We start from the raw sequence: 13714 nt of genomic DNA on the forward strand, positions 1-13714 counted from the left end.
TGCAGTGCATAAATAAAAAATTTTATTTAAACAACTGGAATAGATCTGTTCGATACGGCGCTTTGAAATGCCTTTTTGCAAAGACGCTGTCTGATAGTTACTGCTTTTATCAAGTGTAATTACTTGACTCTAATAATGTTTCCTCGACCGTCAACAGAGTGGATATCGATTAAATAAATCCTTACTCTTCGCCAAATAGGGGGAGATGTCTGTGTGCAATCGTACATTTTCACTAATCCATGCTGGAGTAGTATCAATAATCGTTATGTGAAGGTGACACTTTTTTCGTTGATGTGACATTTGACGTCGCCAATCACTGAATGGAGGTATCGCAAAATGATTAAAGAATTCCAGTATTACATGGCTTGGACAGACAACATGAGATATGAGCAGGGATATGCGGGGCTCATCGGATATCAGCGTAAAGCGCCCAATGGCGTAGCGAAAATATTGTGGGTACTATCCCCAAACCTGGCATCTGAAGCGGATGCTGAGATATCTGCCGATAACATGCTGAACCAAATCAAAGACATCAATCGCTTCGGTAAAGTGATATTCAGTGATGGCGTGATACTTTAATTTCAGGTTAATTAATTGACAGGTATCAATCATGGCACGCTCAATTTGGAAAGGCGCAATTAGTTTTGGTTTGGTACATATTCCGGTAGCCCTTCAATCGGCAACTTCGTCAGAAAATATTGATTTCGACTGGCTCGATAAGCGCACAATGGAGCGAGTGGGATACAAACGTGTAAATAAAGTCTCAGGCAAGGAAGTTAAAAAGGAAAATATCGTAAAGGGAATCCAGCATGAGAAAGGTAAATATATTTTATTGAGCGATGAAGAAATAAAATCTGCGCATCCAAAATCCACGCAAACTATTGAAATATTTTCTTTTGTAAACAGTATCGATATTCCGCTTGCCAATATTGATACTCCTTACTATCTGGCGCCGGACAAACGTGGCGAAAAGGTTTACGCACTGTTGCGCGAAACACTTTCAGAAACTGCGACAGTAGGTCTAGCCAGTGTAATCCTGCACACTAAACAACATTTAGCAGCGGTGATGCCAATCGACTCAGCGCTAGTATTAATTCTGTTGCGCTGGCCGAGTGAGGTGCGAAACCTCGACACACTTGAGTTAACCCCGGCGACTACCAAAGCCACACTTTCAAAAGCGGAAAAGGATATGGCAAAGCGATTAGTTGCAGACATGAAAGGTAAATGGAATCCACAAGAATACCGCGATACGTTTCAGGAAAAAATCATGGCCTTGGTTGATAAAAAAGCGGCAGAAGGCAAGATCGAGGATGTCGAAACGGAAGTTGGAGAAGAGCCTCGCAAAAGTGCTGATATTATCGATTTAACTGAACTACTGAAACGCAGCCTTGGTGGTAGTAAAACTTCCAAGCCAAGTGAGAGAAAAACATCGGTAACCCCGAGTAAATCTGCAACTAAAAAAACCGCCGGGACAAAACCGGGGGCGAAAAAATCTGCTTCGTTGGCGTCCAGCAAGGCAGAGCCAAAAAAGTCAGCCGCCACTACACCTAAGCGCGCCCCAAAAAAGGCTTCAAGCAAATGATTAAGGTGGATAAACAACGATAAGTGTTGTGCTTCAATTCTGGAGGTGAGACATGGCCCTGCCTGCAACTGAGTATAATCGAAAACGTAATTTCGATATCACTCCGGAACCGCCTGAGGAACAAGTTCCTCGACGCAAACCTGGCCCCCATGCTTTGCGTTTTGTTGTACAAAAGCATGAAGCACGGGGACTGCATTATGATTTTCGTTTAGAACTTGAGGGAACATTGAAAAGTTGGGCGGTGCCGAAAGGCCCGAGTTTAGATCCCGCAAATAAACGCATGGCTATCCGAACCGAAGACCATCCCTTGAGCTATGCAAAATTTGAAGGACATATCCCCCACGGGCAGTATGGCGGCGGCGACATGATTGTGTGGGATGAAGGCATTTGGGAGCCCCAGGGCGATATCAGCACTGCTTTCAAATCCGGTAAGTTAAAATTCAAGCTTATCGGCGAGAAGCTTGTTGGTGATTGGGCCTTGGTCCGAACTCGCGGGCGAGGAGACAACGATAAAGAGCACTGGCTTTTAATAAAAGAGCGAGATAGTGTCGCCAGATCCTCTGAAGATTACGATATTTTGGTGGAACAACCGGAAAGCATACTGACCGGAAAGTTATTACCTGGAGATAGAGACGGAAAAGCTAAAATAAATTCTTCTCTTAAAAAGAAAAACAAGGTTAACCTCAGCGTAGAAACGACTGTCAATAAAACCCTTAAGAAAACGGCTATTAAACCGGTCGATAAAATCCTCAAAAAATTACCAACCATAGCGGACAAAAAATTAAGTTCCAGGAAAAAATCGGAATCCACTTCCATTCCTGAAACATTTTCACCGGAACTAGCCACACTCGTTAGTGAACCACCACCAATTGGTAATTGGATTTATGAAATAAAATTTGACGGCTATCGAATTCTCGCAAGAGTGTTGGATGGTAAAGTAAGCCTGTTCACGCGAAACGGGAACGACTGGACTGCTCGAATGCCGGTCCAGGTCAAAGCAATTGAAGCGCTGAAACTTCGAGATAGCTGGCTTGATGGCGAAGTGGTCGTGCTAAACGAAAATGGTTTACCAAGTTTCCAGGAGTTGCAAAATGCTTTTGATACCGACACTAGTCAGCATATCATCTTCTATTTATTTGATGCACCCTATTTAAATAATGAAGATTTACGCACATTGCCAATGGAAGAGCGTCGAAGAAGATTGAAAAAGATAATCCCTCGCACTTCAAAAAGTCCACTCCGCTATTCCGATACATTTGATGTTGATCATCGCAGCATTGTACAGAGCGCATGCGCTATGTCATTAGAAGGTGTAATCGGCAAACGAGTTGGTAGCCCTTATGTTTCCCGGCGCAGTGATGACTGGATCAAACTAAAATGCAGATTGCGACAAGAGTTTGTCATAGTAGGCTACACCGATCCTCAGGGTAGCCGCAGCAAATTTGGTGCGCTTTTATTAGCTGTGCATAAAGAGCTGAAGTCGCCCGAGCTGATTTATGTTGGCCGCGTCGGCACTGGTTTTGATACTAATCGCTTGGACGACATGCACAAGAAGATGAAAGCGTTAGAGCAATCACAATCCCCGATATCAACTACGTTGACTGGCTTGCAAGCTCGAGGCGTACATTGGATTAAACCAAAGCTAATCTGTGAAGTGGAATTTGGTGAATGGACTGGCGAAGGAATTTTACGACAAGCCTCGTTCATTGCTCTGCGAACTGATAAACCGGTAAAAGATATTATTCGCGAACACCCAAAAGATCCTAAAGGCGTTCAGCAATCAACAGTCAAGGCTTCAAAAGGAAACAAAATAACTTCTGCATCCCGAAAGAATTCCTTTTCCGATAACACCAAGCCTGAAATCGCAGGTGTCGCTATCAGCAATCCAGGCAGAATTATCGACGCAACCAGCAATGGCAAAAAGCTGGATCTTGTGGCTTATTACGAGCAGGTAGCGGAATTTATTTTACCGCATTTGAAAAATCGTCCTGTGTCACTGTTACGCGCTCCAGACGGTATCGCCGGACAGCAATTTTTTCAAAAACACTCCGACAACAGAGGAATTCCACATATTACCCGGTTAGACAAGAAATTTGATCCGGAGCATGATCCGCTGATGATGATAGATAGCGTTGAGGCGTTGATTGGATGCGTGCAAATGAACACAATTGAATTTCACACATGGGGGGCCACAACTGCGAATATGGAAGCTCCCGACAGATTTGTACTCGATCTTGATCCTGATCCATCCTTACCATGGCGGAGTGTAGTAGAGGCAACCAAGCTGACACTTGCCGTACTGGATGAATTGAAATTGACTTCATTTTTGAAGACAACAGGTGGTAAAGGAATGCACATTCTGGTTCCAGTGACACCGGATGCGAGTTGGGATTACGTAAAAGAGTTTTCAAAATCGATTGCAGAGTTTATGGCCCGACAAATTCCAGATCGGTTCGTCGCCAAAATGGGCCCAAAAAATCGGATAGGAAAAATTTTCATTGACTATCTTCGAAATTCTCGCGGTGCGAGTACAGTGTGCGCTTACTCAGTCAGAGCTCGCCCTGGATTGTCTATGTCAGTTCCGATTGCGAGAAGCGAATTAGAAAAGATTGTTCGTTCAGACCATTGGAATATTGATAATCTTGGACAACGACTCGCTAAGCTACGCAATAACCCATGGGAATCATACTCTGGAGAAAAATTTAAAAGTCAAAAAATTACCGCGACAATGTGGAAGAAATTAGGAATTAAAGAACCCACTACTCTCACCAGATAAAAGTCCATTGTCGGATGGGGATATTATCAACAATTGAATAAACTGGCGTGTAAAGATTACTGTTAAGATTGAAATGTAAAATTCGCAAAATACTCTGGGAGGAGATATGGGACTACTTATACTTACTATGATAATTTTATTCATCTTTTGGCGTCTGTCACTAAGAGTTTCTGACAAGTAAAACGGTAATCAAGGGGATTTTTAAACCGAACAAACGCTACCCCTTTATCAGGATAAAGATGAACCGAATCTTGATACTCCAATTCATTACCCTTCACCGCGGAGCTTTAGCAGCTCGATTGTCCGCACGTCATGCTCTCCAGCGAAAAAGTGTTCAAGAGCATTGGTAAAGATTTGGTCGGAAGGATCAGCAAGAGAGAATAATGTAAGACATGATTTGAACTTTAGTGCATCAAGCTCGCCAAGTACTGAAGCTGCATCCACGGACCGATGAGCTATCATGGCCTTTATGGCTTCTCGGAGCCGTTGGCCCAAGACTGGGTCGCTTAGATATGCGCGAGCCTCAGCTAATCCAATTAAGCCGTATGTTTCAGAATTGGAGCTGACCCCAAGGCCTCTAAGCTGAGGGAACACATACCAGATCCAGTGCGAGCGCTTTCCACCTGAACGAAGTTCGTGCAAGGCTGCATCGTATGACTTTTCCTGGGCAACCAAGAATCGAGCGAGACGGAACTCATCTGTGTTCATGGAAAACTCCAATGTGGTCAACTATGTGTCCTACTTCAATTGAAAGTAGCCTATATGCTTCTCCCAAACTGTCGAACGTAAATGCGTAGCGCAGCAGTGCTGCAATGGATTGCCTTATTGTTTACCCTGTCATAAAACGCATAAGCAGTCATTAGACGAATATTACATACCGCCAAGCTGAGCAGTAATTATCAAGTGCAACCACGGGTTTTTCTCGTAAATATTTCAGCCTGGAAGCAAATCAGGTATCCTGTAAAGCCTTACATGAACGAGCCTGGTGACTGTATATGGAATCTGCATACCTAGATAATGGCTAAAATCATTATCATTAATACTCTCAGTTAACCATTTAATACGATAGACTGTTTTCGTACTCCTGTAAAAATGATTGTTCTTAAAGCAAATAACCTCGTGATGTCACAACAAAAACAATGAAAAAATTGCAAAATAATCCTCAAACAAAACACCGATTATCGCTTTTAAAGAGCGGCGTTGCTGGATTTGATGAAGTACTCGGCGGCGGCTTTCCCCGCCACAGCCTTTATCTTATCCAGGGTTTAGCAGGCAGCGGCAAAACTACCCTTGCCTGCCAGATTGGTTTTGATCATGCAGCTAAAGGCGAGAAGGTTTTGATCCTTACTTTGATCGCTGAAACGCACGGCAAGATGCTTAACCACCTGAGTAATTTTTCATTTTTTGACGAACAGTTGATCGGGCAGAATATCTTGATGTTCGGCGGCTATAACGAGTTAGTCAAAGGCGGCCTTGATGGACTGCTGCAATTGATCACCAGCATGCTTGCAAAACATAATGCAGATATTTTGATTATTGATGGCTTTCGATCAGTGCGTGATTCAAGCCCATCAACGATTAGTTTGTCAGAATTTATGTTATCGCTGAACTCGCTGGTTTCTTCAATGGAATGCACAACTTTCCTGCTATCCCCCACTGAAGGAAATGTTGCAGATTCGGAAAACACGCTGGTTGATGGCCTGATTGAATTGAGCCAGCACGAAAAAGGCATGCAGCTTATTCGTGAAGTAAAAGTATTTAAAATTCGCGGCGGCAAACATTTATTGGGCCGCCATGTATTTGAAGTTGGTGAAGATGGCATAGTAGTCTACCCGCGCCTTGAAGCCATTAGTACGGTAAATAAAACCATCGATGCAGCCTCTAATTCACTACTCGGTTTCGGCATTCCCGGTTGGAACAACATTACCAAAGGAGGGGTAAACAAAGGCTCGACAACAGAACTACTAGGTAATCCTGGCGTTGGTAAAACACTCATGGGATTGCATTTTATTTATGAAGGACTGCAACTGGGAGAGCAGTGTTTGATCGTTGGTTTTTATGAATCACCGCTCCGTTTAATTGCCAAAGCTCGTAGTGTCAACATTGACTTGGCCAGCTTTATTGATAATGGGCAATTACAAATTATTTGGAATCCACCGCTGGAGATTTCTGTAGATGCACTTGCACACCAGGTTTTAGAAAATGTCGAAGAGCGTAAAGTATCGCGCCTGCTTGTTGATGGGATGGATGGTTTGCTTGATATTGTTATGCATATTGGACGTGCACGCTCATTCCTTACGGCATTTGTGAATGAATTGCGATCTCGCCAAGTAACCAGTTTTTTCACCCGGGAACTGCCATATCTCGGTAGTAAAATGCCGGAAAATTTTGATTCCGGACCATCATCAATTTTGTACGAAAATATTATGCTGCTGCAATATGTGGAAATTAGTGGAATCAACCATCGCCAAATTGCAGTTTTAAAATTGCGACAAAATGGTTACGACTCTGCCAACCACATCATGCTAATTTCAAACAATGGTATATCTATAGGGCGCTCGGTGTCGACGGAAAAATTAGCACAAGAAATTATTAAAAATAACGCACTGAATAATGAGCCACAATGAAAGAAGACGTTATCATTAAAACCACGGATGACGCACCCGTCATATTGATTGTTGACGACGAGCCTGATATTACAACTACCTATGCGATGTTGTTCGAATTCCACGGGTTTCGCGTGAGCACAGCCTACGACGGTCAGAGTGCATTAAAAATGATTGATACGGTGACTCCGGACATAATCCTGTCTGATTACATGATGCCGCTTATGAATGGAGCAGAATTATGTAGCACTTTAAAAAAAGAGCCGCGCTGGAAAGACATTCCTTTTATATTATCGAGTGCTGCCTTCCATATAAAAGACATAGATACGCCTTATAATTCACTGATGCAGAAACCTGTTATATTTCAAGAGCTCTTGAAAGAAGTGATTCGTTTGCTTGAAAAGCAGTAATATTTAGTAGATCCATTCCTAATCTTTATCCCTCGCCAATTAAAATCGCTATTTCAAGAATTGATAAAAAGTTGAGCTGCCACTATTGGGAGCAGTTGCAATCATTATAAATCCTGAAGGTATACACGCCAGGACTTTGCGCTTGGCCACGCATTTTGACAACTTGTATAGCGTCTCAACTTGAATAGTTGACATTCATGTACCCCGAAATTTATGCCCTCAGAATAGCGGGACTGCAATAGGATATCGGTGGACTTCCATGGACAAAAAACCATAAAAAAACCCGCATTTCTGCGGGGTTTTTAGACGTTCTGGAATTTCACTGAGTTTCAAGATGGTGCCCGAGGCCGGACTTGAACCGGCACGACCAAAAGATCGACAGATTTTAAATCTGTTGTGTCTACCGATTTCACCACTCGGGCAGAGTGCCTTTACGTCGGTACGTAAAGAAAAATGGAGGCGCGATCCGGAGTCGAACCGGACTAGCTGGATTTGCAATCCAGAGCATAACCGCTTTGCTATCGCGCCTTTTCAAGAGGCCGCAATTCTAGCGGACTCATTTTGAAAATCCTAGTCTTTTATCCAAGTCGCGCGAAGGTTTTTTGACAGTTGTTTAAATGCTGCGCAGGTCGATCAAAAAGCCGTTATTTATCCGGCGACTCAGGCAACAGATAAGGCCAGGCAGCGCGCAAGTAAAGCACCATCGACCAGAGAGTCAAAACTGCGGCCCCCGCCAGTGCAATAAAACCGACGGGAAGTAATAGCGGGATATTCATCAGCAACACAATAATCGCCGTCATCTGCAGCGTCGTTTTGACCTTGCCAATATTGGATACCGCCACACTAGCCCTCTGCCCTAATTCAGCCATCCATTCGCGCAACGCAGAGATAACAATTTCGCGCCCGACAATCACCGCCGCAGCAGCGACGAACCAGGCAGAATCATGGTGCAGGGTAACGAGTAACAGCAGCGCGATAGCGACCATCAGCTTATCCGCTACCGGATCGAGGAAGGCGCCGAAAGGTGTGCTTTGGTTGTATTTGCGGGCGACATATCCGTCAGCCCAATCGGTGATCGCGGCAACGCTGAAAATCATCGAGGAAACAAAATGTGACCAGCCAAAGGGTAAGTAGAAGACCACTACGAAGAGCGGGATAAGAAAAATCCGCATCAAGGTGAGCTGGTTGGCGAGGGTCATAAGCAAATCCCGGGAAAACTTGAAAAGTTTCGGTAGGTCATCAATCGGGCGCGATAATACACCAGCGCCGCGGCTTTAACACCTTTTGAGTATAAGTAGACGTACCTAGTCATTGTGAAAAAACGCGTAAATCTCTTCGGCCAAACGCTGGCTAATCCCATTTACCCGCGCCAGATCATTAATACTCGCATTTTGCACTTCATGTAAACCACCAAAATGACGTAGCAAGTCGCGACGACGATTGGCGCCGATACCAGGAATATCTTCCAGAGTCGAGGTTTTACGCTTTTTATCGCGCCGCTGCTTATGGCCAGTAATCGCAAAACGGTGGGATTCATCGCGGATATGTTGGATCAAATGCAGCGCCGGTGAATCGCCAGGCAATACAATCTCTGCGCCGCTTTCACCATCGAAAAGGGTTTCAAAACCCGCTTTACGGGTAGAGCCTTTGGCGACACCAATCAATTGTACGCCCTGTACACCTAACTCGTTCAACACCTCTATTGCTTTACCTAACTGCCCTTTGCCGCCGTCAATCAGCAATATATCCGGTAACTTACCTTCGCCATTTTGCAAGCGCGTGTAGCGCCGCGTGAGCGCCTGCTCCATCGCCGCGTAATCATCGCCCGGCGTAATGCCATCGATATTAAACCGGCGATAATCCGATTTCAGCGGGCCGTTGGTATCAAATACAACGCAGCTGGCAACCGTCAATTCACCACTGCTGTGACTGATATCAAAGCATTCCATTCGCTGCGGTGTTTCATCCAACCCCAGCGCCTCTTGCAGCGCGACAAAACGATCCAATGAATTCTTTTTATTATTGATATGGGCAATTAAATTTTGTTGCGCTGCTGTGGTAGCCATTTGCAACCACTGTGCACGATGACTACGGACTTGATGATTAATAAATATTTGACGCCCTGCTGCTTGCTGTAAAGCCGAACTGATAAGGTCAGCTTCTTCAAGCGCTTGGCTTACAATCAATTCGCGGGGAATTTCACGGCCACTACTTGCCAGATAAAATTGCGGAATAAATTCAGCGAGGATTTCTGCCGGCGTTTCCGCAAGCGTCGATGATGGATAAAAACTGCGACTACCGAGAATACGCCCTTGCCGGATAAATAGTATATGCACACAGATTGCAGCCGCACGCATTTCTGCTGCGATCACATCAATATCGCCATTACCTTCTTCTATCACTTGCTGCGACTGTACGGTACGCAACGCGGTAATCTGGTCGCGATAAGCAGCCGCTTTCTCAAACTGCAATTGCTGCGCAGCACTGTCCATTTGATCTGCCAATTCACCGAGTAATTTATCGGCATTGCCGGTGAGAAACATGCTTGTATGATGCAAATCCGTTTTGTAATCTTCGGGAGAAATAAAACCTACACAGGGCGCTGTGCACCGTTTTATTTGATACTGCAAACAGGGCCGCGTGCGATTCCTGAATACACTGTCTTCACACTGACGTACACGAAAAGTTTTTTGCAAAAAATGCAAACTTTCTTTTACCGCACCCACATTGGGGAACGGCCCATAATAATCACCGCGCTTTTTCTTCGCGCCGCGATGAAATGAAATACGCGGATAATCTTCGCCGCTGGAAATAAAAATGTAGGGATAGGATTTATCATCGCGCAGCAAAATATTGTAGGGTGGGCGATTGGATTTAATCAGATTCTGCTCAAGAATCAGCGCCTCGGTTTCACTTGCAGTTACGGTGACTTCAACGCGCGCAATCCGCCCCACCAAGGCCTGGGTCTTGGGTGTCAAACCGGTTTTACGGAAATAACTCGACAGGCGCGCTTTGAGGTTCTTGGCTTTGCCGACATACAGAATCGCACCATCCGCACCAAACATTTGATAGATGCCCGGTTGCTGGGTGGTGTTGGCTAGAAAACGGGAGTGATCAAAACGATCTGCGCTGTCGTGCGTCATCGGGAAACATCGATTTATAGGGAAGCGAAGCAGTCGTTTATACGACTGCTTCCGGGTCAAGAAGGTTGTGCTTCACTGCAAGGAGTGTTAATTCAACATCGCTATTAATATCCAGTTTCTCGAAGATGCGGTAGCGATAGGAGTTAACGGTTTTAGGGCTTACACAGAATGTGTTGGCAATATCATTTACTTTCTGGCCATTGGCAATCAGCATCGCTGTTTGCAGCTCACGCTGGGACAGCTTCTCAAACGGCGATTCCTGGCTATTGCCGCCAGAAAAGGTCCTAAGGGCCAATTGCTGCGCAATACTGTTACTCATGTAAAGATCGCCGCGGATCACTTTATTGATCGCATCGGTAATCTCGGTGAATTCCGCACCCTTGGTGACATAACCTACCGCCCCAGCCTGCATCAGGCGGGTTGGGTAAAGGTCATCATCGCAAGCAGTTACAGCGATGATTTTAATTACCGGGTTCACGGTCAATAGTTTCTTGGTGGCTTCAAGGCCGCCCATCCCCGGCATTTTTACATCCATCAAGACAACGTCAGGCTTTAAAATACGCGCCTTGGTTACCGCCTCTTCACCGCTCTTGGCGTCCCCAACCACTTGATAGCCGTCTATATCGGCCAACATACGCACTATCCCCATGCGAACTAGATCGTGATCATCGACTACGAGAATCTTTGTCAAACTAGCCCCCAATCCGAAAACGGATACAAAACATTGTTGTTATAACTACCACAAATACGCTGGCACATTTTTAATGATTGTAGTGAGACTCGGGACAAACTACCACTATTTAATCGTCTGTTTCGGCAAGATTAAATGCCAAAAATTAATTATCGTTTTGTTTTTATTACCTTTCATGAATACCCCGAGTGCCCACCTCACGGATAAACACGCGGCTCCACTTCCAAGTTCACGCCAAACTGTTCGAATACAGCGTTTCTAATTTGCTCCGCCAACGCCAATACACTTGTGCCTGATGACCTATGCGGATTGGTAAGCACCAGGGCCTGTAGTGCATGGACAGCGGCTCCGCCAAACTCTTTGCCGCGCCACCCTGCCTGATCTATTAGCCAGCCAGCAGCCAACTTCACGTGTTGGGAATCGACCCGATAAGACACTATCGCGGGATGCTCTGCTTGCAATAGTTCGAACTGCCCAATGTCAATTACCGGATTCTTAAAAAAACTGCCTGCATTGGGAATATCGCCGGGATCAGGTAATTTGGATTGGCGAATAGCGATTACTGCTGCACTGACCTGTTCGGGGGTAATATCTTGCTCTGGCGTATTTGCCAACGCCGCTCGCAATGCAGGATAAGTGAGTATCAGCTGCGGCTGCTTACGTAGCTGGAAAGTCACTGAAATGATGACATATTGATCCCGCAGCGAATGCTTAAAGATACTGTCGCGATAACCGAATTGGCAGCTCTCATTAGTAAACGTCACCATCAGGCCGGAACTGATATTCAACGCCGACAGCTCCGCCACCACCTCTTTGATCTCAATACCGTATGCACCGATATTCTGGATCGGAGCCGCACCGACACTACCGGGAATTAACGAGAGGTTTTCCAAACCGTAGAGGGCATTATCGAGAGAATATTCCACCAGCTGATGCCAGTTTTCCCCTGCCGCCACTTTCAACCAGACAAATTCATCATTCTCACTGACGATTTCTTTTCCCTGGTTTTTAACGTGGATAACCAGGCCAGGAAAATCGTCGCGCAATACAATATTGCTACCGCCGCCCAATAACAGCAGAGGCAATTTTTCGGTGCGGGCAAATGTTAAAGCTTCGCGCAGCTCATCATCAGTTTTTACGCTGACAAAATACTGAGCAACTGCCGGCACGGCGAGCGTATTGAATTTTTGCAAATTAAAATGGGGTAAAAAAAGTGGCACTGCCAATTCACCTTTTAGAACAAACAACCATTAATTAGTGCGCGCTTTTACGAATATGATTTAACAAGCCCTGTGCGGCGTCTTCTACCAGATCAAGTACAAGCTCAAAACCGTCGTGACCGCCATAGTAGGGATCGGGAACTTCGCAATAGTCGCCACGCGTGCCAAAATCCAGAAACAATCCCAAATGGCCGGTATAGGTAGATGGTTTGATGCGCTGTAAATCCAACAAATTGGATTTATCCATCCCCAACACGTAGTCAAACTCGTCAAAATCGCGCGCCGTCACTTGTCGTGCACGTAAAACAGATAAGTCGTAGCCGCGCTGACGTGCGGCAGCAACGGTGCGTGAATCCGGCGCTTTGCCGACATGCCAGTCACCCGTTCCGGCTGAATCAATAATTATTTTTTGATCCATTTTTTCGCGCACCACAAAGTGATTAAAAATCCCGTCAGCCGTCGGTGAGCGACAAATATTTCCCAAACAAACGAATAACACTTTAGTCATTTTGCACCTGATAATTCTAGTTTTCCAAAATCGCTTTTACGCGTAATAAATCAGCCTCGGTATCAACACCGCCAGGGACCGTTACGCAAGCGTCAGCAATATGAATTGCCTCACCATTGGCTAACACACGCAACTGTTCAAGCGATTCAATCTGCTCCAACGCAGCTTGCGGCCAGGTAATAAACCGATTGAGCAATGCCACTCGATAGGCATAAATTCCGATGTGACGCTGCGCCGGAAAATTATCCGAAAGAACACTCACGTCAGTTTTAGCAAAATGATCACGTGGCCACGGAATAGGAGCGCGACTAAAATACAGCGCTTTACCCGCTTGATCCGCCACCACTTTAACGATATTTGGATTGCGAAAATCATCCAGACTGTGGATAGGTTCACTTAAGGTCGCCACACTGGCAAATTGATTTTGCGCCAGATTTTCCGCCACTTGATTAATCACTGCAGCGGGAATCAATGGTTCATCCCCCTGCACATTGACGACAATATCGGTATCACTCAAACCCAATTGTGTTACTACTTCCTGCAATCGATCAGTACCTGAATTATGTGCCGTTGACGTCATACAAACGCGCGCACCAAATGCCGTTGCCGCTGCTTCAATACGGGCATCATCAGTAGCAATAATCACTTGTACTGCCCCACTCTCACAAGCGCGTTCATATACGTGCCGGATCATTGGTTTACCGGCAATGTCCCTCAAGGGTTTTGCAGGCAAACGTGTGGAAGCGTAACGTGCTGGAATAACGACATAAAAACTCAT

General features: G+C 45.3%; 12 protein-coding genes and 2 tRNA genes. 5 read left to right on the plus strand and 9 right to left on the minus strand.

Features of this window, described 5'->3' with window-relative positions; all coding sequences use genetic code 11:
- The first annotated feature begins 336 nt into the window (after positions 1 to 336).
- The 3 genes from AC1RJL_RS05590 to ligD are packed head-to-tail and all read left to right on the plus strand — an operon-like array spanning position 337 to position 4358.
- On the plus strand, positions 337 to 579 hold the full coding sequence (locus AC1RJL_RS05590; RefSeq protein WP_492911779.1) for a hypothetical protein: 243 nt from the start codon (positions 337 to 339) through the stop codon (positions 577 to 579).
- Between the two features lie 31 nt (positions 580 to 610).
- A complete protein-coding gene (gene ku / locus AC1RJL_RS05595; protein WP_492911781.1) occupies positions 611 to 1582 on the plus strand; it encodes a non-homologous end joining protein Ku in 972 nt (323 codons plus the stop codon).
- Between the two features lie 52 nt (positions 1583 to 1634).
- Positions 1635 to 4358: a DNA ligase D gene (gene ligD, locus AC1RJL_RS05600; protein WP_492911783.1), complete on the plus strand. Its 2724-nt coding sequence runs from the start codon at positions 1635 to 1637 to the stop codon at positions 4356 to 4358.
- A gap of 267 nt (positions 4359 to 4625) precedes the next feature.
- Here the strand turns inward: ligD and AC1RJL_RS05605 are convergent, their stop codons facing one another.
- Positions 4626 to 5066 (minus strand): DUF1810 domain-containing protein, encoded by a 441-nt coding sequence (locus tag AC1RJL_RS05605; protein ID WP_492911785.1) that lies wholly within the window; start codon positions 5064 to 5066, stop codon positions 4626 to 4628.
- A 431-nt stretch (positions 5067 to 5497) separates the two neighbouring features.
- On the opposite strand from AC1RJL_RS05605, the gene AC1RJL_RS05610 reads away from it, so the two are divergent.
- Positions 5498 to 6985, plus strand: coding sequence for an ATPase domain-containing protein (locus AC1RJL_RS05610; RefSeq protein WP_492911787.1), 1488 nt, complete (start codon positions 5498 to 5500; stop codon positions 6983 to 6985).
- The gene (locus tag AC1RJL_RS05615; RefSeq protein WP_492911789.1) at positions 6982 to 7374 is read left to right on the plus strand and encodes a response regulator; all 393 of its coding nucleotides are present in this window, start codon (positions 6982 to 6984) and stop codon (positions 7372 to 7374) included. The genes AC1RJL_RS05610 and AC1RJL_RS05615 overlap by 4 nt, the downstream gene beginning before the upstream one ends.
- 335 nt (positions 7375 to 7709) lie before the next feature.
- On the opposite strand, the gene AC1RJL_RS05620 is transcribed toward AC1RJL_RS05615, so the two are convergent.
- The 8 genes from AC1RJL_RS05620 to kdsB all read right to left on the minus strand — a co-directional run bounded on the left by AC1RJL_RS05620 (position 7710) and on the right by kdsB (position 13714).
- Positions 7710 to 7796, minus strand: a tRNA-Leu gene (locus AC1RJL_RS05620).
- 32 nt (positions 7797 to 7828) lie between these two features.
- A tRNA-Cys gene (locus AC1RJL_RS05625) sits at positions 7829 to 7902 on the minus strand.
- Between the two features lie 116 nt (positions 7903 to 8018).
- Positions 8019 to 8573: a CDP-diacylglycerol--glycerol-3-phosphate 3-phosphatidyltransferase gene (gene pgsA, locus AC1RJL_RS05630; RefSeq protein ID WP_492911791.1), complete on the minus strand. Its 555-nt coding sequence runs from the start codon at positions 8571 to 8573 to the stop codon at positions 8019 to 8021.
- A 105-nt stretch (positions 8574 to 8678) separates the two neighbouring features.
- Complete coding sequence (uvrC, locus tag AC1RJL_RS05635) at positions 8679 to 10517, minus strand: excinuclease ABC subunit UvrC (RefSeq protein ID WP_492911793.1); 1839 nt, start codon at positions 10515 to 10517, stop codon at positions 8679 to 8681.
- 37 nt (positions 10518 to 10554) lie between these two features.
- On the minus strand, positions 10555 to 11208 hold the full coding sequence (locus AC1RJL_RS05640; protein WP_492911795.1) for a response regulator: 654 nt from the start codon (positions 11206 to 11208) through the stop codon (positions 10555 to 10557).
- Positions 11209 to 11405: 197 nt separating this feature from the next.
- Positions 11406 to 12428, minus strand: coding sequence for a UDP-N-acetylmuramate dehydrogenase (murB, locus tag AC1RJL_RS05645; RefSeq protein ID WP_492911797.1), 1023 nt, complete (start codon positions 12426 to 12428; stop codon positions 11406 to 11408).
- Between the two features lie 34 nt (positions 12429 to 12462).
- Complete coding sequence (locus AC1RJL_RS05650; protein ID WP_492911799.1) at positions 12463 to 12936, minus strand: low molecular weight protein-tyrosine-phosphatase; 474 nt, start codon at positions 12934 to 12936, stop codon at positions 12463 to 12465.
- A 16-nt stretch (positions 12937 to 12952) separates the two neighbouring features.
- Complete coding sequence (kdsB, locus tag AC1RJL_RS05655; RefSeq protein ID WP_492911801.1) at positions 12953 to 13714, minus strand: 3-deoxy-manno-octulosonate cytidylyltransferase; 762 nt, start codon at positions 13712 to 13714, stop codon at positions 12953 to 12955.

This window comes from Cellvibrio sp. GW822-FHT04B05 (assembly GCF_058800985.1).

Coding starts and splice junctions, on each gene's coding strand:
- AC1RJL_RS05590 (WP_492911779.1), top strand. CDS start 337: ATGATTAAAGAATTCCAGTATTACATGGCTTGGACAGACAACATGAGA.
- ku (WP_492911781.1), top strand. CDS start 611: ATGGCACGCTCAATTTGGAAAGGCGCAATTAGTTTTGGTTTGGTACAT.
- ligD (WP_492911783.1), top strand. CDS start 1,635: ATGGCCCTGCCTGCAACTGAGTATAATCGAAAACGTAATTTCGATATC.
- AC1RJL_RS05605 (WP_492911785.1), bottom strand. CDS start 5,066: ATGAACACAGATGAGTTCCGTCTCGCTCGATTCTTGGTTGCCCAGGAA.
- AC1RJL_RS05610 (WP_492911787.1), top strand. CDS start 5,498: ATGAAAAAATTGCAAAATAATCCTCAAACAAAACACCGATTATCGCTT.
- AC1RJL_RS05615 (WP_492911789.1), top strand. CDS start 6,982: ATGAAAGAAGACGTTATCATTAAAACCACGGATGACGCACCCGTCATA.
- pgsA (WP_492911791.1), bottom strand. CDS start 8,573: ATGACCCTCGCCAACCAGCTCACCTTGATGCGGATTTTTCTTATCCCG.
- uvrC (WP_492911793.1), bottom strand. CDS start 10,517: ATGACGCACGACAGCGCAGATCGTTTTGATCACTCCCGTTTTCTAGCC.
- AC1RJL_RS05650 (WP_492911799.1), bottom strand. CDS start 12,936: ATGACTAAAGTGTTATTCGTTTGTTTGGGAAATATTTGTCGCTCACCG.
- kdsB (WP_492911801.1), bottom strand. CDS start 13,714: ATGAGTTTTTATGTCGTTATTCCAGCACGTTACGCTTCCACACGTTTG.